This window comes from Mycobacterium sp. EPa45, from assembly GCF_001021385.1.
Lineage (GTDB): Bacteria > Actinomycetota > Actinomycetes > Mycobacteriales > Mycobacteriaceae > Mycobacterium.
On sequence record NZ_CP011773.1, the window covers coordinates 5349149 to 5369871 of the forward strand.

The window sequence follows — 20723 nt, forward strand, 5'->3', positions numbered from 1 at the left end:
GAACCACTTCATGGCACGCTCCGACGTCCTGGTCTCCACCGACTGGGCCGAGAGCAATCTCGACGCGCCGAACATCGTCTTCGTCGAGGTCGACGAGGACACGTCGGCTTACGAAGACGGCCACATCGCCGGCGCCGTGCGACTCGACTGGAAGACCGAGTTGCAGGATCAGGTCAAGCGCGACTTCGTCGACCAGCAACAGTTCTCGAAGTTGTTGTCGGACAAGGGAATCAGCAACGACGACACGGTGATCCTCTACGGCGGCAACAACAACTGGTTCGCGGCCTACGCATACTGGTACTTCAAGCTGTACGGCCACGAGAACGTCAAGCTGCTCGACGGCGGCCGCAAGAAATGGGAGCTCGACGGGCGTCCTCTGGTGACCGACCTCCCCAATCGCCCCGCCACGTCGTACACGGCCAAGGCCCCCGACAACAGCATCCGCGCGTTCCGCGACGAGGTGATCGCGGCGATCAACACCAAGAACCTCGTCGACGTCCGCTCCCCCGACGAGTTCTCCGGCAAGATCCTCGCGCCGGCCCACCTGCCGCAGGAGCAGAGCCAGCGCCCCGGGCATATCCCCGGCGCCATCAACGTTCCGTGGAGCAGGGCTGCGAACGAGGACGGCACCTTCAAGTCGGACGAGGCTCTGGCCAAGCTGTACGCGGAGGCCGGCCTGGACGGCGAAAAGGAGACCATCGCCTACTGCCGTATCGGCGAGCGGTCTTCGCACACCTGGTTCGTGCTGCAAGAACTGTTGGGGCACAAGAACGTAAAGAACTACGACGGTAGTTGGACCGAATATGGCTCCCTGGTGGGGGCCCCGATCGAGTTGGGAAGTTGATCATGTGCTCTGCACCTAAACAAGGACAGACCCTGCCCGCCGGTGTCGACCTGGAGAAGGAGACCGTGATCACGGGCCGCGTTGTGGACGACGCGGGCCAGACGGTCGGCGGCGCCTTCGTGCGACTGCTGGACTCCAGCGACGAGTTCACCGCCGAGGTCGTCGCCTCGGCGACCGGTGACTTCCGGTTCTTCGCCGCGCCGGGCACATGGACCGTGCGCGCACTGTCCAAGGTCGGCAACGGCGACGCCACCGTGGCCCCGACCGGCGCAGGCATCCACGAAGTCGACATCAAGGTCGCGTGACGCCGAAGCCGGCGAGGAACGAGCCGGTGAGAAGTCGCGCCATCAGACAGCGCGTGACGCCGAAGCCGGCGAGGAACGAGCCGGTGAGAAGTCGCGCCATCAGACAGCGCGTGACGCCGACGGTGGCTCGGGCGACGACACCGCCCGAGCCCCGGATAGACTGACACCGTGGTTCTTTTCTACGAGATCCTGCTGGTTGCGACGGTCGTTCTGATCACCTGGTTCGCGTTGTACGCGCTCTATCGACTGATCACCGACGAGTCGTGAGTTCCGAGGACATCCCCCGTAGCGGCGATCGCGCCGTAGCAGCAGCGGCCGAGCGCGCCAAGGAGACGGCCGGCCGCAATATCCCGGTTTTCGATGACCTTCCGCTGCCCGCTGACACCGCCAATCTTCGGCTGGGCGAAAATCTCAACGATGCCCTGTTGGCCTTGTTGCCGTTGGTGGGCGTGTGGCGCGGCGAGGGCGAGGGCCGCGGCGCCCATGGCGACTACCACTTCGGACAGCAGATCATCGTCTCGCATGACGGCGGCGACTACCTGAATTGGGAATCCCGGTCCTGGCGTCTCGACGCGGCCGGTGAGTATGAGTCGCCCGGGCTGCGCGAAACCGGCTACTGGCGGTTCGTCAACGACCCGACCGACCCGGGCGAGTCACAGGCGATCGAGCTGCTGCTGGCCCACTCGGCGGGCTACATCGAGTTGTTCTACGGCGCCCCGCTCAATCAGTCGTCCTGGGAACTGGTGACCGATGCGCTGGCGCGCAGCAAGTCCGGGGTGCTGGTCGGCGGCGCCAAACGGCTCTACGGAATCGTGGAGGGCGGCGATCTGGCGTATGTCGAGGAGCGGGTGGACGCCGACGGCGGCCTGGTCCCCCACCTGTCGGCGCGGCTGACGCGATACGTCGGCTGATGCGCAGCCTCCACCTCGGGGTCGCCGCGGCGGCCTCCGCGATCCTCGCCGGTTGCGCCCCGGCCCCGACGCCGTCGCAGCCGACCGCGATCAGTCCGGCGCCCAGCAGCACGAGTGCGCCGCCTGCCACCACGTCCGCGCCGAGTGCCACCGGTCCGGCACCGGCAGAACACGGGTCGCTGGCCCACTGCCTGCACGAGCACGGTGTGCCTGATTCGGCGGGCAGCGGCGTGCTGGGTCCCCCGCAGGGCGTCGACCCCGGTGTTTGGGACCAGGCGAAGAAGGCGTGCTCACCGTTGGAGCCCGGCCCGGCAGGCTAGCGTCCGCTCGTACCCTCGAGTGATGGGTGTGCACGCGTTTCCGGCGATCGGAGTGCTCGCGTGCACGGCGGCAATCCTTGCTGCCCCGCTCGCCGCCGCCGAGCCGCCGTGGCCGGTGGCGGGCACCGAGTCAGCGGCCGACACCATCCGCGACTTGCAGAGTCAGGGGTATCGCGTCGGCATCAACTGGGTCTTCGGCTATACCCGGTCATCGCTCGACAGGTGTTCGGTCACCGCGATCCACAATCCCGGTGGGCCACCGCCCGATGAATCTGCCGAGCCGACAACCGTATTCATCGATGTGTCCTGCCCGGATCACGACGAATGGTGACCGTTCGGGTAGGGAGTCAGGCGATTCCGTAGCGGCATCGCACCGCTGCCTGGAAATGGGGCGGCCCCCGAGCCGTTTTCCTTGGTCGGACTAACCAAGAGCTCGGGGGCCGGGTAGCTGCCTGGAATTCGCCAGCGCGCTCAAGGCGTAGGTGATTCCATGCACCTGGTGCTGCTAGCGGGCAGCCACCTCACATGTCCTAGAAGCTATCAATTTTCCGGACCACCTCCCTTCTTGTGTACCGACGAAAGTACCCGCGTCAGAAGGCTTGTGCCAACAGGTTTTCGCGATCAGCGATCGTGAAAGATCGCCGCGTCGACCAGTGCCGTCATCTCGGCGGCCAACCGGCTGGGCGGCAAGGCACGCCCGTCAAGGGTGTGCACCCGCGCCGCCAGGGTCATGCTGGACACCAGCCAAACCCCCTGCGCGTCATACAAGTCCGACGGCCGCAGCGCACGAAAATCACAGTCATAGCCCTTGTCCCGGGCTACTTCGAACAACGCCTGCTGAGTGGTTCCACGCAGGATCGGGTACCAGGGCGGCGGCGTGAGCAGCATCGTTCCCGAACCCTCGTCAGTGGCGATGACGACCGTCGAGCGTGGCCCCTCGAGCAGATAGCCGTCGGAACTGACGAAGATGACATCACCGGCGCCCTTCTCGGCGGCGTGCCGCAGCGCGGCCATGTTCACCGCATAGGACAACGTTTTGGCGCCCGCCACCAGCCACGGCATGGCCTCCACCCCGGTGGACGGCAGCGCCCGCTCGAGCAGCACCGCGGCGATACCGTCACGGCGGGTAGCCACGACTCGGTCCGGCACAGGATTCACCATCAGATACGCGGTCGGAGGCGAACCGCTTTCGCGGCCGCGGCTGTAGACCAGCCGCAGCGCACCCTCTGCGGTCGTCGCCGATGTCCACTGCTCGACCGCGATGCCGATCGCCCGCCGCCAGGCGGAAGCGTCCGGCTCGGGCAGATCCATCATCTTGGCCGACTGGCCGAGCCGGCGCAGGTGCGCTTCGACCAGACATGCGCGGCCGTCACGGACCAGCAGCGTCTCGAACACGCCGTCGCCCCGCACCGCGGCGAGGTCGTCGGGGTACAGCAGCGGCTGCGCCGGGTCGTGCACCTCGCCGTCGAGCGTGACGATCACCGGTGACGGGTCGGACATGAGCTCACAGCGTAGTGGCAGCCCCGTAGAGTTGATGTGTGTCAGCCGTTCCCGTACCGGACAACTCCCCCGATGCCGGTGCCGTCTGGCATTACGGCGACCCGCTCGGTGAACAACGCGCCGCCGAGCAGAATGCCGTCGTGGTGGATCGCTCGCACCGCGCGGTCATCACGCTGACCGGAACGGACCGGCAGAGCTGGTTGCACTCGATCTCCGCACAGCACGTCAGCGCGCTGCCCGACGGCGCCTGCACCGAGAATCTCAGCCTCGACGGGCAGGGTCGTGTCGAAGATCACTGGGTGCAGACCGAGTTGGGCGGCGTCACCTATCTCGACACCGAACCCTCGCGTGGTGAACCGCTGCTGACGTATCTGCGCAAGATGGTGTTCTGGGCCGACGTCACCGTGGAGGCCGCCGACCTGGCCGTGCTTTCGCTGCTCGGCCCGCGCCTGGCCGACGCCGCGGTCCTCGAAGCGCTGGGCCTCGACTCGCTGCCGGCCGAAGCTACCGCGGTGGCAGTCCACGGCGGTTTCCTGCGCCGCGTACCGTCGCAGGCCGGGCAGATCGAGCTCGACCTGGTGATCCCGCGCGCCGACGTCGCAAGCTGGCTGACCAGGCTGGAAGCGGCCGGCGTACGCCGCGCCGGGGTTTGGGCCTACGAGGCGCACCGGGTCGCCGCGCAGCGACCACGCCTCGGTGTGGACACCGACGAGCGAACGATCCCGCACGAGGCGGGGTGGATCGGTGGCCCCGGGCAAGGAGCCGTGCACCTCGACAAGGGTTGCTACCGCGGCCAGGAGACGGTCGCGCGCGTCCACAATCTGGGCAAGCCACCTCGAATGCTGATCCTGGTGCACCTCGACGGCTCCGTCGAGCGCCCCGTCACCGGTGATCCACTGCTGGCCGGTGGGCGTGTCGTCGGCCGGCTGGGCACCGTCGTCGACCACGTGGATCTCGGCCCCATCGCCCTGGCGCTGGTGAAGCGGGGAATCCCGGCCGGCACCGCGCTGACCACGGGCGGCGAGCACGAAGTCGCCGCGGAGATCGACCCGGAATCGCTGCCGCCGACGGACGCGGTGGGCGCCGGGCGGCTCGCCGTGGAGCGTCTGCGCCGCGGCGCATCCTGACGTTCACGCACGGCCGAACGGGCCTGCCAGCACATCGCAGCGGCGCACGGTAAGGTGTGGACAGGACAATAACGAACACACAGATCGGAGCCGCCTGCATCCCGGGCCGCTCCGTTATTGCGCGAGGGGGTTCCCCCATGGGCCGCGGCCGGGCAAAGGCAAAGCAGACCAAGGTTGCTCGAGAGCTGAAATATAGCTCTCCGCAAACCGATTTCGAGCGGCTCCAGCAAGAGCTGTCCGGGTCGGAGTCGCGAGAGTCTGACACCGCAGACAACGGGTTCGATGAGGACCCATGGGCCGACGAAGGCAGTTGGCGGCGCTGAGCCGCCTCCTCTCGAAGCGCTGGGCCTCGATCCTCTAAAAGCGGGGATGTAGCCCGACGAGCTTGGCTCGCGGGCCGTCCTTCCCCTTGGTGACAGTGCCCAGCGTCCAGCAGTTCAGGTGGCGTGCGGTCAGGATCGCCAGCGCGCGGTCGGTGTCCTCCGGCGCGACGACGGCGACCATGCCGACGCCCATGTTGAACGTCTTCTCCATCTCCGGCCGGTCGATGCGTCCGCGCTGGGCGATCATCGCGAATACCGGTGCGGGCGTCCACGTTCCGCGATCCAGCTCCGCGACCAGGCCGTGCGGGATGACGCGTTCGAGGTTGCCTGCCAGCCCGCCGCCGGTGACGTGGCAGAAGGTGCGGACCTGTGTCTCGGCAGCCAGCGCCAGGCAGTCCTTGGCGTAGATGCGGGTGGGTTCGAGCAGTTCCTCGCCGAGCGTGCGGCCGAACTCCTCGACATGGCCGGCCAGGTTCATCCGGTCGATCTCGAGCAGCACCTTGCGAGCCAGCGAGTAGCCGTTGGAATGCAGGCCTGACGAGCCCATCGCGATGATCACGTCGCCGGGTCGTACCCGTTCGGGACCCAAGACGTCATCGGCCTCGACGACGCCCACACCGGTGGCGGAGATGTCGTAGTGGTCGGGCTCCATCAGCCCGGGATGCTCTGCGGTCTCCCCACCCAGCAATGCACAACCGGCCGCCACGCAACCCTCGGCGATGCCGGCGACGATCGCGGCGACGCGCTCCGGAACCGTGCGCCCGACGGCGATGTAGTCCTGCAGAAACAGCGGCTCGGCGCCGCACACGACAAGGTCGTCGACCACCATCGCGACCAAGTCCAGGCCGACGGTGTCGTGCTTGTCCATCGCCTGGGCGACGGCGAGCTTGGTCCCGACCCCGTCCGTCGACGCGGCCAGCAGCGGCTCCCGGTAGTCTCCGCGCAGCGCGAACAGCCCGGCAAAGCCGCCCAGCCCGCCACGCACCTCGGGCCGGGTGGCCCGCTTCGCCAGCGGCTTGAACAGCTCGACCGCGCGGTCACCGGCCTCGATGTCCACCCCGGCCGATGCGTAGGAGATCAGGTTGTCTTCCTCGCGATCCGTCATCGCGCATAAGGCTACCGGTCGACGTCCGCGGCCGATACGGGCCAGCCGTCAGCCGACGTAGCGGGCCAGCCAGTCGCGCAACGACGCCCCGGCCCGCAAGGTGGTCACCACCCGGTCCTTGGCCTTCGCGGTACCCAGCCAGGCGCCGACCGGCCAGGTCTTCATCATCGCGATGCCCTTGTAGCGCAGCAGCTCGATGCGCGGATGATCCTTCGGATAGCCCTTCGGCGCGGTTTTGAGAACGTCGTGCGCCATCGTCTCGTAGCCGCCCTTGTGCAGCGCGTCGACAATCGCGACGAGCTCAGCGCCGGACTTCTCGGCGTCGACCGCCGACCGGTAGCGGGCCAGCGCCGCGGCGTCGGGCATGTACAGACCGCTGCCCACGGACAAACCGTCGGCCGAGAACGAGACGTAGCCGGAGCCGAGCCGTGCCGCGCAGTTGGTCTTGTAGGGCGCCTTGTCGGCGCTGAACCGGACATCGCGGTGGGGCCGGAACAGCTTGCCTTCACCAAACTCTGCGGTCAGCTCGGCGAGCAGCTCCTCCATCGGCGCCTTCACCTGACGGTCATAGACCTCGCGATGGCGGGTCCAGTAGACCTTGGAGTTGTCGGCCTCCAACCCCTCGTAGAACTCCACCGCCTCGATCGGCCAGCCCCGGAACGCCATAGCCACATTGTGTGACACGCTGATGCCCGATGAAACCGGTCTGGTGGTTCCCCGTGTCGATGACCTTCGCATTGGCCGGCGCGATGGTGATGCCCGCTTCGGCCACGGCGACTCCCAGCTCGGGAATCGAGGCGACCACTCTGGTGCAGTCCACGCTCGACGGCAGGGACTTCGTCACCCGCGAGCTGACGGTGGCCCCGGGCGGCACCACCGGCTGGCACTACCACCCCGGCCAGGTGTTCGGCGTCATCAAGCAGGGCACCTTGACCCACTACAAGGGCGACTGCTCGGTCGATGGCGTGTACAACGCCGGCGACGCGATCAGCGAAGGCAGCGGCGACGGCTACATCCACGAGGGCCGCAACGAGGGGACGATCCCCCTGGTGATGACGGTGCTCTACATCAAGCCGGCCGGCAGCCCGCTGGCGGTTGACGCGCCGAATCCGGGTTGCCCTTTCGAATAAGCGGGCAATCCAACTGCTCATCGGCTCCGAATCACGGATACCGATGAACGGAGGATCCATGGCGGCACAGCAAACCCGATGCCTGGTGACCGGTGCCACCGGTTATGTCGGCGGCCGTCTGGTGCCACGGCTGCTGGAGGACGGCTTCGCGGTGCGTGCGTTGGCGCGAACACCGGACAAGCTCGACGGCGTGCCGTGGCGCGACAAGATCGAGATCGCGCGCGGGGACCTCACCGATGCCGACTCGCTCGCCGAGGCTTTCACCGATGTCGACGTCGTCTACTACCTGGTGCACTCGATGGGGACGTCAGCGGACTTCGCCGCCGACGAACGCCGCGCGGCCCAGAACGTCGTCATCGCCGCCCGTGCGGGCGGCGTCCGGCGCATCGTCTACCTCAGCGGCCTGCACCCCGAAGGTGCCCAGCTGTCAACCCATCTCGCGTCGCGCACCACAGTCGGTGAGATCCTCATCGCCTCGGGTATCGAGACGGTGGTGCTGCAGGCCGGGGTCGTGGTCGGCTCGGGCTCGGCTTCATTCGAGATGATCCGTCACCTCACCGACCGACTGCCGGTGATGACGACCCCGAAATGGGTCCACAACAAGATCCAGCCGATCGCGATCCGCGATGTGCTGCACTACCTCGCCGCCGCGGCCACCGCGGAGGTGCCGTCCTCGCGGGCCTGGGACATCGGCGGTCCCGACGTGCTCGAGTACGGCGACATGATGCAGATCTACGCCGAAGTCGCGGGGCTGAGCCGACGACACATGGTGGTGCTGCCGGTGCTGACCCCGCGGATCGCCGCACTGTGGGTGGGGCTGGTGACGCCCATCCCGTCGGGGCTGGCCCGTCCGCTGGTCGAATCGCTGCACTGCGACGCGGTCATGGGCAACCACGACATCGACACCATCATCGACCCGCCGTCCGCCGGTCTGACCCCCTACCGGCGGGCGGTCTCACTCGCGCTGGCCCGCATCGCCCGCGGCGACGTCGAGACCACCTGGGACACCGGCACTGCGGCGTCGGCGCCCAGCGATCCCGACTGGGCCGGCGCGATCGTCTACACCGACGTCCGCTCCCGGCGCACCACCGCCAGCCCGCAGCAACTCTGGCAGGCGGTCGAGGACAACGTCCCACCCCGCTGGCATGTCGAGAACCGCGACCCGGGCGCGGTGCTGCGGCTGCGCGCCGAGGGCCGCAGCCCCGGCGTGCACTGGCTGGAGATGCGGGTGACACCCGAAGCGGCCGGCAGCCGTTATCACCAGCGGGCGATGTTCTACCCGCGCGGGCTGCTGGGCAGGCTGTACTGGATCGCCGGGCGGCCGCTGCACGCGGCGACGCTGAGTGCGCAGCTGCGCAAGGTCACCGAGGCGGCCGGGTGAGCGTCAGGGACGCCGCAGCGCCGAGACGTTGTCGTTGTCGGAGGCCGGCTGGATCGGCAGGCCGGTGCGGGCCGCGGTCGCCAGCATGTGTTCGATGACGTTCTTGCCCAGGGCCGTCTCACCGGGCAGTTCGATCGGATAAGTGCCGTCGAAACAGGCGCAGCACAACCGCGTCGCGGGTTGTTCGGTCGCCGCGATCATGCCCTGCTTGGAGATGTAACCGAGGCTGTCGGCGCCGATCGCATGCCGCACCGCCTCCAGCATTTCGCCCTCTTTGTCGACGGCGTTGGCGATGAGTTCGGCGGGCGTGGCGAAATCGATGCCGTAGAAGCACGGCCATTTCACCGGCGGCGACGCGATGCGCACGTGCACCTCGACGGCGCCGGCCTCCCGCAGCATCCGCACCAGCGCGCGCTGGGTATTGCCGCGCACGATCGAGTCGTCGACGACGATCAGCCGCTTGCCGCGGATCACTTCCTTGAGCGGGTTGAGCTTGAGCCGGATACCGAGCTGGCGGATGGTCTGCGACGGCTGGATGAAGGTACGCCCGACGTAGGCGTTCTTCATCAGGCCCTGGCCGAAGGGGATGCCGGAACCTTGCGCATAGCCGACCGCGGCGGGCGTCCCGGACTCCGGGACGCCGATGACCAGGTCGGCCTCGACGGGTTTCTCGGCGGCCAATCGACGGCCGATGTCGACGCGGGTGGCGTGCACCGACCGACCGCCGATGATGCTGTCGGGGCGGGCAAGGTACACGTACTCGAAGACACAGCCCTTGGGCGTCGGGTTGGCGAACCGGGTGGAGCGCACCCCGTCGGCGTCGATGGCCAGCAACTCACCGGGCTCGATGTCGCGGACGAAGGAGGCGCCGACGATGTCGAGGGCCGCGGTCTCCGAGGCCACCACCCAGCCGCGGTCCAGCCGGCCCAGCGACAGCGGGCGCACACCGTACGGGTCGCGGGCGGCGTAGAGCGTGTTCTCGTCCATGAAGGTCAGACAGAAGGCGCCGCGCACGCTGGGCAGCAGTTCCAGCGCGGCCTGTTCGATACTGGAGTCCGCCGCGCCGTGTGCCAGCAGGGCACCGAGGATGTCAGAGTCGGTGGTCGCCGCGCCCGGCATGTTCGGGTTGATCAACCCAGCTTCCCGCGCCCGCGTGGCCAGCTCTGCGGTGTTGACGAGATTTCCGTTGTGGCCCAACGCGATTCCGGTGCCTGCGGCGGTGTTGCGAAACACCGGCTGAGCGTTCTCCCAGGTCGTGGACCCGGTGGTGGAATAGCGGCAGTGGCCGATGGCGACGTGGCCTTCCATGGCGGCCAGCGTCTGCTCATCGAACACCTGGCTGACCAGGCCCAAGTCTTTGAAGACCAGCACCTGCGAGCCGTCGGCGACCGCGATGCCTGCAGCCTCCTGGCCCCTGTGCTGCAGCGCGTACAAACCGTAATAAGTGAGTTTGGATACATCCTCGCCCGGAGCCCACACGCCGAAGACGCCGCACTCTTCCCGAGGGTCGTTCTCCACGTGGTCGGTCACGATATCGGCTGCTCCCTGGCGCAGGTTGGTGACGTAAGCCAGTTTACGGGCATCGGCGGGAAACGCGGAATCGAACGGCGAGTGTCGGGGCCTCAGTCATTGAGTGACACGACGGGAAGCCAGCCCGCCACCTCGCCGGCCCGCGACCCGGACAACCGCAGCGCCCCGCCATGGGACGCGTCGTCGACGTCGAGCAGACCCGTCGCGAGCCGCAGCCAGGTCCGGGGATCGGTCTCCACCACGTTGGGCGGCGTGCCGCGGGTGTGGCGGGGCCCGGAGATACATTGCACCGCAACGAAAGGTGGTATTCGCACCTCCACGCTTGCACCCGGTGCCAGTGCCGCGAGAGTACGGGCGGTCAGTCGCACCGCCGTCGCGATCGCCGGGCGGTCGGGAGCCGCTGCGGTCTCGTCGCGCAGCCAGTTCGCCACGGCGCGCACGGCGGCAACCGTCGCTTCGGGGTCGGCGTTGCTGCGCGCGGGCACCAATCGAGCCTAATGACAGTTGACGTCAACCGAAGTTGAGGTCCTACGTTGACTTCATGGCTTTCAAACCGCACGAAATCGAGTACCTGAAGTCGGCGGCCCTGGGCCGGCTGGCCACCATCCAGCCGAACGGCACGCTGCAGAACAATCCCGTCGGCTTCTCCTACAACGATGAGCTCGGCACCATCGACGTCGTCGGCTACCACATGTCCAAGAGCCGCAAGTTCCGCAATCTGACCAATAACAACACCGTCGCGTTCGTGGTCGACGACATCGCCTCGCGCAACCCGTGGCGAGTGCGCTGTCTGGAGATCCGCGGCACCGCCGAGCAGGCCGAAGTCGAGGCGCCCGGCCAGGGCATCGACAGCGCGATCATCCGGATCACGCCCAAACGGATCATCAGCTTCGGCATCGACGACACCGAAACCGAGCCGCACGAGTTGGTACCGGACAGTCGCGACGTGCCGACGACGGCGGACTAGCGCTTTTGGTAACTCAAGGGAAAACCCGGTATCGGCCTGGTCTGCACGTTTTTAGTCTCAGGGTGGCAATGATGTGTGGTCAACGCCGGAGGGGACCGAGCGGTGCGAGAGCTGGACGAGAACTTCGCCCCCGACGTGGGGCGGATCGGCCGTGGTTAGGCTCGACCCGCACGCCTCTTGGCGTCTGAGCAAGCGGGGGCTGTTGTTGGCGGGAGGCAACGGCGACACCGTCCTCCTGGAACACCCGCGGGCCGGCGAGCTGCCCGCGATCCTGGCTGACGACCCCGATCCCGCCCAGCTCGAGCATCGACTGGGGCCGCCGACGCACCCCGGGCTCGTCCCGGAACTCATTTCCCGGGGAATGCTGACCGATGGTTCGGTGACGGCAACACGATCCGATACGGACGGGGCAGCATCGCGTTGGTCGGTGACCCGGTCGGGGTTGATGATCGGCGGCGTGGAGCGGCCTGCACGCTGGCTGGATCGCCATCTGCTGCCGCTGCTGCTTCACCCGGTCGGCCGGGTCGTTGTGGTGGCGATCATCGTAGGTGGTGTGGCGGCATTGCTGGCCGGGAGACCAGACGTGCCGGCAGCCAGTGACCAGCCTGTCGTCGAGGTGCTTGCGATGATCGTGATCGGCTTGGCGGCAACTGCCTGTCACGAACTCGGTCACGCGGTCGCCTTGGTGCACTACGGCCGGACGCCCCGTCGAGCCGGTTTCGGATTCTATTGGGGCGCAGTCTCTTTCTTCGTCGACTCCACTCCGGCTCTCACCCTGCACCGGAGTGCTCGCGTCGTCCAGGCCTTGGCAGGTCTGATGGTGGACACGGTCACGACCGCGTTGTTCGCGATCGCGGCCCAGCTGACCTCCAGCACTCTGTGGGCAATTGTGTTCTGGCGCTTAGCGATTCTGGCGATATTGGACATGTTGATCAACCTGGCCCCGATATTGCAGGTCGATGGTCATTGGGCGCTGGCCGACTGGCTCGACGAGCCTGATCTGGCGACGCGATCACGTGCCGCATTGGGTGCGGCGCTGGGCGGGCGGATGGGCCCGGGCCGGGGCTGGCTCGCCGCGTACGGCGCAGTCAGCCTGGTGGCGGGCGCAGGGTTGCTCGCCGTACTCATCACAGTGTTCTGGGACAACGCCGGGGCGCTGGTGGTGAATCTGTTCTCAGGCGGGGTGGCGGAGATCGTCCTCGGCCTTTACTACATCGCGCCGGTGACGCTGGGCATCCTGTTCAGTGCTGCCGGACTGCTGCTGGAGACGGTGATTCCGATGTCACGGCAGCCCTGATCGGCTCTGCGCCGACAATCCGGCCGAGCTGATCTTCGAGTTCCGATACCCGTCGGGTCAGCGCTTGCAGGGCGGCCATCACCACACCGTTGGCGTCGACGAGGTTGATCCGGCGATCGTTGTCTCCGAGGCCGAACGCCGCTGCGAAATCTTGTGCCATCGGCCCAAGGTGGCGAACGGAGTCATGGTCGTAGCCATAGGTCCACACGCTGATCGGCAGCTGGGTCAGCCGATCGAGGATCTCCTGGGCGCTGACGGGGACCTCCACACCGGCGGCGACTCCCCGTTGGCGGCGGATGACGCGTGCGGCCCATGCCTGCGGATGTCGGATCAGCGCTTGCGCCTTGGCGCGACGGCGAGTTGGGCTGTCAGCCCAGTTCGTCGGCGCCTGAGGGGATTCGGTCATTGGTTACGATCCTCTCCTACTTCCAGCAGCGAAGGGTGTGCGGTGTGCTGCCCGGTCACGGCCGGGGCAGCACACCGCACACTGCTTTTCAGATCAGCGGTACCACGGCGTGCTTGATCGATACGTCGCTGCGCGACGAAAACGCGCGGCTGAGCCGGCGCACATCGTGCTTGATCGACGCGTCGCTACGCGACGAAAGCGCCCGGCTGAGACGAGTCAGGATCCTGATCATGGAATCACCCCCTTTGAAAACTCGAGACCTACCTGCTGCGGGAAGCGCCGACTGTTCGACGACCGTCCCCCGAATTCGACACTAGGAGCGGGTGACTGCCTGCGATACAGGGTTTTCCCTGGCTTTCCGGACGACGACCGCGGACTAGCGTCGCTGCACCACCATCGCCGCCACCGCGGCGGACTCGTTGAACCCGACATGGGCGAGCGTCGGGGCCAGCACACTGCCCGACCGTTTGGCGAGCCAGCCGAACACCCATCCCGCCACGCCGGTCACCAGCACGGTGCCCAGCACCGGATCGCCGACCCTCCTCGCGTCGGGGATATGCCAGAGCCCGAAGGCGGCCGCCTGCAGCAGTGGGCCGGCGGTCGGACCGAGGGCACGCACGGCGAGGGTCTGCAGCGCGCCCCGAAACAGCATCTCTTCGGTCCAGGCCGTCGCGACCGGGATCTCCAGCACCAGCCAACGGACCGGATGCGCTGGTACCCGACGGTCGTTCATCCCGCGGCGCACCCGGGGCACCGCGGCTGTCAGCGCCGCGATCGCCGTGGCCGCCACCCCGGCGGCCACACCACCGGTGCGCAGCCCCGACCACAACTGAGGCGGCCGCAAGCCCAGCGATGTACCGACGGCGACCGCCAATCCGGTACTGACGATTGCGCGCACGGCCGGGGTGCCAGAGTCCTTGGTGATCATTGGAATTCGGGACCGCCGGCGGCGACGAGCTTCTCCAGCGAGGCCCGGATCCGTTCGGTGTCGGCGGGTGTCCACCCGGTGGGGGCGGCGACCGCGACCCAGCCGTCGAGTGGGCTGTTGCCGTAGCTGTGCCCGTGCCCGTTCGGTGACGCCTGCGCGCTGGTGACATTGCCCGCCATGTCAGCGCCGACCTGCCAGAACGTGACGATCGGATACCAGCGCATGGCGGGGCTGCGGTCGAAGCCGGGCGGTTCTTTGAGCCAGTCCGGCTTGGTGAAGAGCAGGCGCGGTGACCACCACACCACCGGGTCCGACGGGTGCTGAAGGAACATCACCCGAGTGCCCTTCCACGTCGGGGACGCCGCGACGCCCGCGATCTCGGCCGGACCGGCCCCCTGTGCGAACCGCACCGTGCGGCCGCCGTCGTAGCGCGGTTGATACTCCGGGGTCCCCGGGTCGCGTCGCACCGTCAACGCCTTCCACAGCGTGCTCGCGTTCGGCGGCCCGACCCACAACACCGACGAGAACCCTTTGTCGACGACATCGGGCAGATATCCGAACGCGCCCTGGCCGGCCAGCGAGCCAAGGCTTTCGCCATAAAGCATCAGCTTGGGCCGGCTGGACTCCGGCCACTGCAGCCACCGGCGCTGAATGCCGTTGACCATCGCCCGGCCCGCTTCGACGGACTTGTCCCTATCGGCCAGAAACGAGATCCAGCTCGGCAGGTACGAGTACTGCATCGCCACAAGTGCGGTATCGCCGTTGTACATCGACTCGATCGCGCGGGCGGCCACCGGGTCGACCCAGCCGGTGCCGGTGGTGGGAATGATCACCAAAACCTTGCGCTCGAATGCCTTGGTGCGCTGCAGCTCCGAGAGCAATGCGGCCACCCGGCCCTCGGTGGTGCCCGCGGTCTCCAGTCCGGCATAGATCCGGATCGGCTCCTTGGCGGGGCGGCCGTTGAGTTCGCTGAGTTCGGCTGCGTGCGGACCGGTACCGACGAAGTTGCGGCCCTGGTAGCCCAGGGTGTCCCAGCGTGCGAATGATGCTGCGCTGCCCGATCTTTCGGGCTGAACCGGTTGTTCGACACCGGGGCGGGTGGTGTCGTTCTCGGGTTGGAACACCGCACTGGCGCCGGCGATGAAACCCCGGTAGAGCACACCGTTGACGAGGGTGATGACCAGCACCACGACGATCGCGGTCCCGATGAACATCGCGACCTCGTCGTTGATGTGCCAGCGCCGGATCATCACCCGGGCGAGGAACTTGATGGCATCCTTGATCACCCGGGCCGCGCTGACCAGTAGGCCGCCGGCGACCAGCGCGGCCGCCAGCGTGCGCAGGTAGATCGTCGTGGACGGCCCCTCGATGCCCATGACGGCCGCAATCTGGCGCTGCCATGCGGCTGCGGGCACGAGCATCAGCACACTGACACCGATCGACAGCACCACCGTCACGGCCTTGAGGAGAAAGAGAACTCGCGCACTCGGTGGCCACCACGCCCGGTTCTCGAGGAACAGCCGCCGCACCACCTTGCCGGTGAGCACTCCGATCCCATAGCCGATCGCGGCGTTGATCCCGCCGATCACGCCCCCCAGCACCCAGTCCCGCGGCATCAGTGACGGGGTCAGCGACAGGCAGAAGAAGAAGGCGCCGAACGCCACGCCGACGAAATCCAGCCGGACCAGGCTCCACGCCCATTCGATGAACGACTCTCGGCGGCGCTGCGACGCGGGCGGGGCCACGGCCTCACCGGTGACGTCGTCGACCGCACTGGTCATCCGAACAGCCCGGGCAGCACTTTCTCAGAGGTCGCGCGCAACTCTTGCAACGTCACAGTGAACAGGCCCTGCACCTCAACGGAATCCGAACCCGGATCGGAGACCCCGATCCGCGTCACCGGCAGCCCACGGGCTTCACACATCGACACGAAGCGACTCTCCTCGGTGCGCGGCACGGCGACCAGGGCGCGGCCGGCGGACTCGGAGAACAGCTCGACGAACGGATCGGCCTGTTCAGGAAGCACGATGCGGCAACCGGTTTCACCCGCCAACGCCGCCTCCACCACTGCCTGGACGAGGCCGCCTTCACTGAGGTCGTGGGCGGCCGAGGCCAGGCCGCCAGCACCTCGGCCAGCAGCCTCTCCCGCTCCAGGTCGACCTGCGGGGGCACTCCACCGAGATGGTCACCGGTCACCTGCGCCCAAATCGAGCCGTCGAACTCGTCGCGCGTCTCGCCCAGCAGGAACAGCGTCTCGCCCGGCTCGTTGCCCAGCCCGGTGGGCAACCGACGTGTTACGTCGTCGATGACGCCGAGCACACCCACCACCGGGGTCGGCAGGATCGCCGTCGCGCCGGTCTGGTTGTAGAAGCTGACGTTGCCGCCGGTGACCGGAATGCCAAGGGCCGCACAGCCGTCTGCCAAACCGCGGACGGCCTGCGAGAACTGCCACATCACCCCGGGATCTTCGGGCGAGCCGAAGTTGAGGCAGTTGGTCACCGCGATCGGAGTGGCCCCGGTGACTGCGACGTTGCGGTAGGCCTCGGCCAGCGCCAGCTGCGCGCCGGTGTATGGGTCGAGCTGCGTATAACGCCCCGACGCGTCGGTGGACACCGCGATCCCTCGGCCGGTGGCCTCGTCGATGCGCAAGACGCCGCCGTCGGCATGTTCGGCCAGCACGGTGTTGCCACGCACATAGCGGTCGTACTGCTCGGTGATGAACGCCCGGCTGCACAGATGCGGACTGCCAACCAGCGCAAGCAAAGTCGCGCGCAGTTCGTCACCGGTTTGCGGCCGGGGCAGCTTGGCCGACGTGTCGGCGATCAGGGCGTCCTGGCTGTCGGGCCGCCGCACCGGGCGCTCGTAGACCGGACCCTCGTGGGCGACGGTGCGCGGCGGCACGTCGACGACGGTCTCGCCGTTCCAGGTGATCTGCAGCCGGTCGCCGTCGGTGACCTCGCCGATGACGGTGGCCAGCACGTCCCACTTGCGGCACACCGCCATGAACTTCTCGACATTCTCCGGGGTGACCACCGCGCACATGCGTTCCTGCGACTCGCTGGAGAGCACCTCGGCCGGGGTCATGTCCTTGGCGCGCAGCGGCACCTGGTCCAGCTCGATGCGCATACCGCCGTCACCCGCGGACGCCAATTCGGATGTTGCACAGGATAATCCGGCCCCGCCGAGGTCCTGGATACCGACCACCAGACCGGCGGCGTACAACTCCAGGCAACACTCGATGAGCACCTTCTCGGTGAACGGGTCACCGACCTGAACGCTTGGCAGCTTCTTGCGGCCCGCGCCGGACTCGTCGCCGGAGAAGGTGTCCGAGGCCAGCACCGACACCCCGCCGATACCGTCCAGGCCGGTGCGCGCGCCGAACAGGATGATCTTGTTGCCGGTGCCGGAGGCGAACGCCAGGTGCAGGTCCTCCTTGCGCAGCACGCCGACACACAATGCGTTGACCAGGGGGTTGCCGGCATAGGAGGCGTCGAACACGGTTTCGCCGCCGATGTTCGGCAGGCCCAGCGAGTTGCCGTAGCCACCAATGCCGCGGACCACGCCGTCGAGCACGCGGCGGGTGTCGGGGGCGTCGGCAGCGCCGAAGCGCAGCTGGTCCATCACCGCGACCGGGCGCGCGCCCATCGCCATGATGTCGCGCACGATGCCGCCGACTCCGGTGGCCGCACCCTGATAGGGCTCGACGTAGGACGGGTGATTGTGCGACTCGACCTTGAACGTCACCGCCCAGCCGTCGCCGATGTCGACCACACCGGCGTTCTCGCCGATACCGGCCAGCATCGACTGGCGCATCGCTTCGGTGGTGGTCTCACCGAAATAGCGCAGGTGCACCTTGGAGGACTTGTACGAGCAGTGCTCGCTCCACATCACCGAGTACATCGCGAGCTCGGCATCGGTCGGCCTGCGGCCGAGGATGTCGCGGATCCGCTGATATTCGTCGTCCTTGAGGCCGAGTTCGCGGTAGGGCTGCGGGTGCTCGGGGGTGGTTGACGCGTAGTCGACGGTGTCGACTGCTCCAGAGAGCCCAGATGTCACGCCGAACAGTCTAGTGGCGCAGCTGGCGGCTGCCGTGCCGTCGCGCCCGGGAACGGCGAAAGTTCGCGACGCCGTCCGCGCACAGGCCGCGGACCAGCCCCGGCCGGCACCCCACGATGGCCGGCGTTCAGCCCGGCACCGCACTGCCGCCGAGCGTGGATGGTTGTCGCATTCACCGCGCCACAGCCCGCACCGTGGCGGCACACCGGCCCGCGCCGCAGCCGGCTTCGCCGCCGCGGCCAAGCGTGTCGCCGCATCGATGTTTGTTCAAGTGCGCCAACATCATCGGCGCCGCCCCCAGCTTGATTGCCGGGTAGCCCGGTACCCAGATCGATGTGCTTACATTGCGGTGGTCCGCATGCGCGACGCTGTGTGCATCACGTGCAGCACTCTGGGGGAAGGCTTGAGAATGAAGGTTCGCCTCGTGGCGATCGTGGTCGTCCTGGTTGCGGCATACATCGCGACGATCTCGCTGTACGCGAACACTGGTCTCGGCGAACCTGCCAAGCTCATCCAGGGGGCACCCACGGCGGATGGGACAACCGTCAGCGCCAATCTGGATGAGGTTCATTCCGCGCGGGGCGAGTTGGTCGCCAACGTGACGGTGGCCCCGGGCGCGACGTTGGTGGACCCGGTCACACACGGGCTCACCGAGGATCTCACCCTGACGGTCGATTCCGGGGTCACCCCAACCATCAGGACATGGACCAAGGGCTCGACGCCGGGAGTCGTTCCGGTCACGTTGACGATGACGGGCGACCCCGGCTCCTATCCGTTCGATCACTATCATTCGGGTCCGCTCGGTATCGAGCTGACGGTCGGCAACAGCCGCGCGCCGACCCGGGTATCGCCGTCGATCTTCGACCGGACGCCCGGATGGCAGTTCAAGGCCCAGCCCAGCACCGGCGCCCCCGCGCTGGGGGCGTACCAGCTGGATATCCGGCGGTCGCCCAGCACCGCCGCCGTTGTGGCGATCCTGTTGGCCGCGCTGGTCACGATTGCGGTGCTGGCCATCACGGTCTCGGTTCAGACAGTGCGCGATCGACGCAAATTTCAACCACCGATGACCACCTGGTTTGCCGCGATGCTTTTCGCGGTGGTGCCGCTGCGCAACGCCCTTCCCGACGCCCCGACGATCGGAACGTGGATCGATGTAACCGTGATCCTGTGGGTGGTCGTCGCACTGGTGTCGTCGATGGCGCTCTACATCGTCTGTTGGTGGCGGCACCTCAACCCGAAGTTCGACAAGCTGTAACCGAGCAGACTCTCCTGCGCGGCTATGCCGGACTCAGAAACGCTTGTAGCGCAGCCGTATACGCGATGATGTCGGCCGCGCCCATGAGTTCGCGGGCGGAGTGCATGGCCAGCTGGGCCGCCCCGACGTCGACGGTGGGAATGCCGGTCCGCGCCGACGTCATCGGCCCGATCGTCGAGCCGCACGGCAGGTCGGCGCGATGCTCGTAGCGCTGCAGCGGCACGCCGGCCTGCCGGCAGGCCAGCTCGAAGGCGGCCGCGGTACGGCCGTCGGTGGCATACCGCAGGTTCGGTTGCACCTTGAGCACCGGTCCGCCGTTGACCGCGATCCAGTGCCCGGGTTCGTGGCGGTCGGGGTAGTTGGGGTGCGTCGCGTGCGCCATGTCGCCGGAGGCCACCATCGACGCGGTGAGCCGGCGCAGGAAGTCCTCCCGGTCGCCGCCCGACGCCAGCACGATGCGCTCCAATGTGGTCAGCAGCAGGTCGGACTGGGCGCCGTGATCGGACGTCGAGCCGACTTCCTCGTGGTCGAACAGCGCCAGCACCGGCAGGTAGCCGCCCGGCTCGGCGGCCAAGAACGCCTCCAGCCCGGCGTAGCAGGTGCCCTGGTTGTCCAGCCGGGGTGCGCTGACCAACTCGCCGTCCGCGCCGATCAGCGCTGACGGGGTCAGGTCGTGGGTCATCAGATCCGCGGACAACAGATCGGCCGCGTCAACGCCGGCGTGCTCGGCAACGTAAGTGAGGAACGACCGGGGCGTGTCCCCCAGCCCCCACACCGCGTTGACGTGGCGCTGCGGGTCGATCTTCACCGCTGCGCGATCCTCGGCGAGGTGGATGGCCAGCTGCGGCACCCGCAGGATCGGCGCGTCGATGCGTACCAAGCGGTGCGACACCCCGCCGTCGACGGCGCGGTCTCGCACCGAGAGCCGGCCGCTGATGCCGAGGTCGCGGTCCAGCCAGGAGTGCAGCCACGCGCCGCCATACGGTTCGAGCGCCACCACCTGCCAGCCGGCCACCACCCGGTCGGGATGCTGCTTGACGCGCAGGTTCGGGCTGTCGGTGTGGCCGCCGACGATGCGGAACGGCCGGCCTGGATCCTCGCCCGAGTTCCAGGCGACCAGGGAACCCGCCCGCACCGTGAAGAAGCGGCCACCCCCATCCGGCCAGCGATCGGTCTCGGCCAGCTCGGTGTAGCCGGCGTCGCGCAGACGTCGCGCCGCCGTCCGGCAGACGTGGAACGGTGACGGCGACGCATCGATGAATTCGCACAATCCCCGCGCGCTGGCAGCTGTGGACATGATCACCATCATCGCCGACATCATTTTCGTTAGGGTCAGAC

General features: G+C 67.8%; 22 protein-coding genes and 1 pseudogene. 12 read left to right on the forward strand and 11 right to left on the reverse strand.

Annotated elements, in window-relative coordinates; translation table 11 throughout:
* Positions 1 to 10: 10 nt before the first annotated feature.
* The 5 genes from AB431_RS25280 to AB431_RS25305 all read left to right on the forward strand — a co-directional run bounded on the left by AB431_RS25280 (position 11) and on the right by AB431_RS25305 (position 2711).
* The gene (locus AB431_RS25280) at positions 11 to 844 is read left to right on the forward strand and encodes a sulfurtransferase (protein ID WP_047332251.1); all 834 of its coding nucleotides are present in this window, start codon (positions 11 to 13) and stop codon (positions 842 to 844) included.
* A 2-nt stretch (positions 845 to 846) separates the two neighbouring features.
* A complete protein-coding gene (locus AB431_RS25285) occupies positions 847 to 1149 on the forward strand; it encodes a DUF1416 domain-containing protein (protein ID WP_047332252.1) in 303 nt (100 codons plus the stop codon).
* A 263-nt stretch (positions 1150 to 1412) separates the two neighbouring features.
* Positions 1413 to 2060 carry an FABP family protein gene (locus AB431_RS25295; protein ID WP_047332253.1) on the forward strand — a complete coding sequence of 216 codons (648 nt, stop codon included), beginning with the start codon at positions 1413 to 1415 and terminating at the stop codon, positions 2058 to 2060.
* Entirely contained in the window at positions 2060 to 2380 is a 321-nt protein-coding gene (locus tag AB431_RS25300) for a hypothetical protein (protein WP_047332254.1), read from the forward strand. The genes AB431_RS25295 and AB431_RS25300 overlap by 1 nt, the downstream gene beginning before the upstream one ends.
* Positions 2381 to 2402: 22 nt before the next feature.
* Positions 2403 to 2711 carry a hypothetical protein gene (locus AB431_RS25305; RefSeq protein WP_047332255.1) on the forward strand — a complete coding sequence of 103 codons (309 nt, stop codon included), beginning with the start codon at positions 2403 to 2405 and terminating at the stop codon, positions 2709 to 2711.
* A 290-nt stretch (positions 2712 to 3001) separates the two neighbouring features.
* Here the strand turns inward: AB431_RS25305 and AB431_RS25310 are convergent, their stop codons facing one another.
* Positions 3002 to 3862, reverse strand: a complete 861-nt coding sequence (locus tag AB431_RS25310; RefSeq protein ID WP_235435967.1) for an aminodeoxychorismate lyase — start codon at positions 3860 to 3862, stop codon at positions 3002 to 3004.
* Positions 3863 to 3918: 56 nt separating this feature from the next.
* On the opposite strand from AB431_RS25310, the gene AB431_RS25315 reads away from it, so the two are divergent.
* Together AB431_RS25315 and AB431_RS30180 are read left to right on the forward strand one after the other, a co-directional pair.
* Positions 3919 to 5007: a folate-binding protein YgfZ gene (locus AB431_RS25315; RefSeq protein WP_047332257.1), complete on the forward strand. Its 1089-nt coding sequence runs from the start codon at positions 3919 to 3921 to the stop codon at positions 5005 to 5007.
* A gap of 137 nt (positions 5008 to 5144) precedes the next feature.
* The gene (locus AB431_RS30180; RefSeq protein ID WP_082135802.1) at positions 5145 to 5330 is read left to right on the forward strand and encodes a DUF3073 domain-containing protein; all 186 of its coding nucleotides are present in this window, start codon (positions 5145 to 5147) and stop codon (positions 5328 to 5330) included.
* 34 nt (positions 5331 to 5364) lie between these two features.
* Here AB431_RS30180 and purM read toward each other — a convergent pair whose 3' ends face one another.
* Positions 5365 to 6435 (reverse strand): phosphoribosylformylglycinamidine cyclo-ligase, encoded by a 1071-nt coding sequence (purM, locus tag AB431_RS25320; RefSeq protein WP_047332258.1) that lies wholly within the window; start codon positions 6433 to 6435, stop codon positions 5365 to 5367.
* Positions 6436 to 6483: 48 nt separating this feature from the next.
* Positions 6484 to 7101, reverse strand: coding sequence for a DUF2461 domain-containing protein (locus AB431_RS25325; protein ID WP_047332259.1), 618 nt, complete (start codon positions 7099 to 7101; stop codon positions 6484 to 6486).
* Positions 7102 to 7130: 29 nt separating this feature from the next.
* Here AB431_RS25325 and AB431_RS25330 point away from each other — a divergent pair, with 29 nt between their 5' ends.
* Entirely contained in the window at positions 7131 to 7565 is a 435-nt protein-coding gene (locus AB431_RS25330; RefSeq protein ID WP_047332260.1) for a cupin domain-containing protein, read from the forward strand.
* Positions 7566 to 7623: 58 nt separating this feature from the next.
* The gene (locus AB431_RS25335) at positions 7624 to 8946 is read left to right on the forward strand and encodes a DUF2867 domain-containing protein (RefSeq protein WP_047333793.1); all 1323 of its coding nucleotides are present in this window, start codon (positions 7624 to 7626) and stop codon (positions 8944 to 8946) included.
* 3 nt (positions 8947 to 8949) lie between these two features.
* Here AB431_RS25335 and purF read toward each other — a convergent pair whose 3' ends face one another.
* Together purF and AB431_RS25345 are read right to left on the reverse strand one after the other, a co-directional pair.
* Positions 8950 to 10476, reverse strand: coding sequence for an amidophosphoribosyltransferase (gene purF, locus AB431_RS25340; protein ID WP_369802946.1), 1527 nt, complete (start codon positions 10474 to 10476; stop codon positions 8950 to 8952).
* Between the two features lie 92 nt (positions 10477 to 10568).
* Positions 10569 to 10961 carry a sterol carrier family protein gene (locus AB431_RS25345; protein WP_047332262.1) on the reverse strand — a complete coding sequence of 131 codons (393 nt, stop codon included), beginning with the start codon at positions 10959 to 10961 and terminating at the stop codon, positions 10569 to 10571.
* A gap of 56 nt (positions 10962 to 11017) precedes the next feature.
* Between AB431_RS25345 and AB431_RS25350 the strand changes: the two genes are divergently transcribed.
* On the forward strand, positions 11018 to 11443 hold the full coding sequence (locus AB431_RS25350; RefSeq protein ID WP_047332263.1) for a PPOX class F420-dependent oxidoreductase: 426 nt from the start codon (positions 11018 to 11020) through the stop codon (positions 11441 to 11443).
* Between the two features lie 151 nt (positions 11444 to 11594).
* Positions 11595 to 12740: a hypothetical protein gene (locus AB431_RS25355; RefSeq protein WP_144418365.1), complete on the forward strand. Its 1146-nt coding sequence runs from the start codon at positions 11595 to 11597 to the stop codon at positions 12738 to 12740.
* Here the strand turns inward: AB431_RS25355 and AB431_RS25360 are convergent.
* The 5 genes and pseudogenes from AB431_RS25360 to purL all read right to left on the reverse strand — a co-directional run bounded on the left by AB431_RS25360 (position 12685) and on the right by purL (position 18130).
* Positions 12685 to 13146, reverse strand: coding sequence for a tail fiber domain-containing protein (locus AB431_RS25360; RefSeq protein ID WP_235435759.1), 462 nt, complete (start codon positions 13144 to 13146; stop codon positions 12685 to 12687). The genes AB431_RS25355 and AB431_RS25360 overlap by 56 nt on opposite strands.
* Before the next feature lie 88 nt (positions 13147 to 13234).
* Positions 13235 to 13378: a hypothetical protein gene (locus AB431_RS30880; RefSeq protein WP_158423561.1), complete on the reverse strand. Its 144-nt coding sequence runs from the start codon at positions 13376 to 13378 to the stop codon at positions 13235 to 13237.
* A 144-nt stretch (positions 13379 to 13522) separates the two neighbouring features.
* Complete coding sequence (locus tag AB431_RS25365; RefSeq protein ID WP_047332265.1) at positions 13523 to 14074, reverse strand: CPBP family intramembrane glutamic endopeptidase; 552 nt, start codon at positions 14072 to 14074, stop codon at positions 13523 to 13525.
* Positions 14071 to 15855 carry an alpha/beta-hydrolase family protein gene (locus AB431_RS25370; RefSeq protein WP_082135803.1) on the reverse strand — a complete coding sequence of 595 codons (1785 nt, stop codon included), beginning with the start codon at positions 15853 to 15855 and terminating at the stop codon, positions 14071 to 14073. The genes AB431_RS25365 and AB431_RS25370 overlap by 4 nt, the downstream gene beginning before the upstream one ends.
* Positions 15852 to 18130 (reverse strand): annotated as a pseudogene (purL, locus tag AB431_RS25375) (phosphoribosylformylglycinamidine synthase subunit PurL). Before purL ends, AB431_RS25370 begins: the two are co-directional and overlap by 4 nt.
* Before the next feature lie 409 nt (positions 18131 to 18539).
* Between purL and AB431_RS25380 the strand changes: the two are divergent.
* Positions 18540 to 19385, forward strand: a complete 846-nt coding sequence (locus tag AB431_RS25380) for a DUF4436 domain-containing protein (protein WP_047333796.1) — start codon at positions 18540 to 18542, stop codon at positions 19383 to 19385.
* Positions 19386 to 19407: 22 nt separating this feature from the next.
* Here AB431_RS25380 and AB431_RS25385 read toward each other — a convergent pair whose 3' ends face one another.
* Positions 19408 to 20682 (reverse strand): M18 family aminopeptidase, encoded by a 1275-nt coding sequence (locus AB431_RS25385; RefSeq protein ID WP_047333797.1) that lies wholly within the window; start codon positions 20680 to 20682, stop codon positions 19408 to 19410.
* Positions 20683 to 20723: the final 41 nt, after the last annotated feature.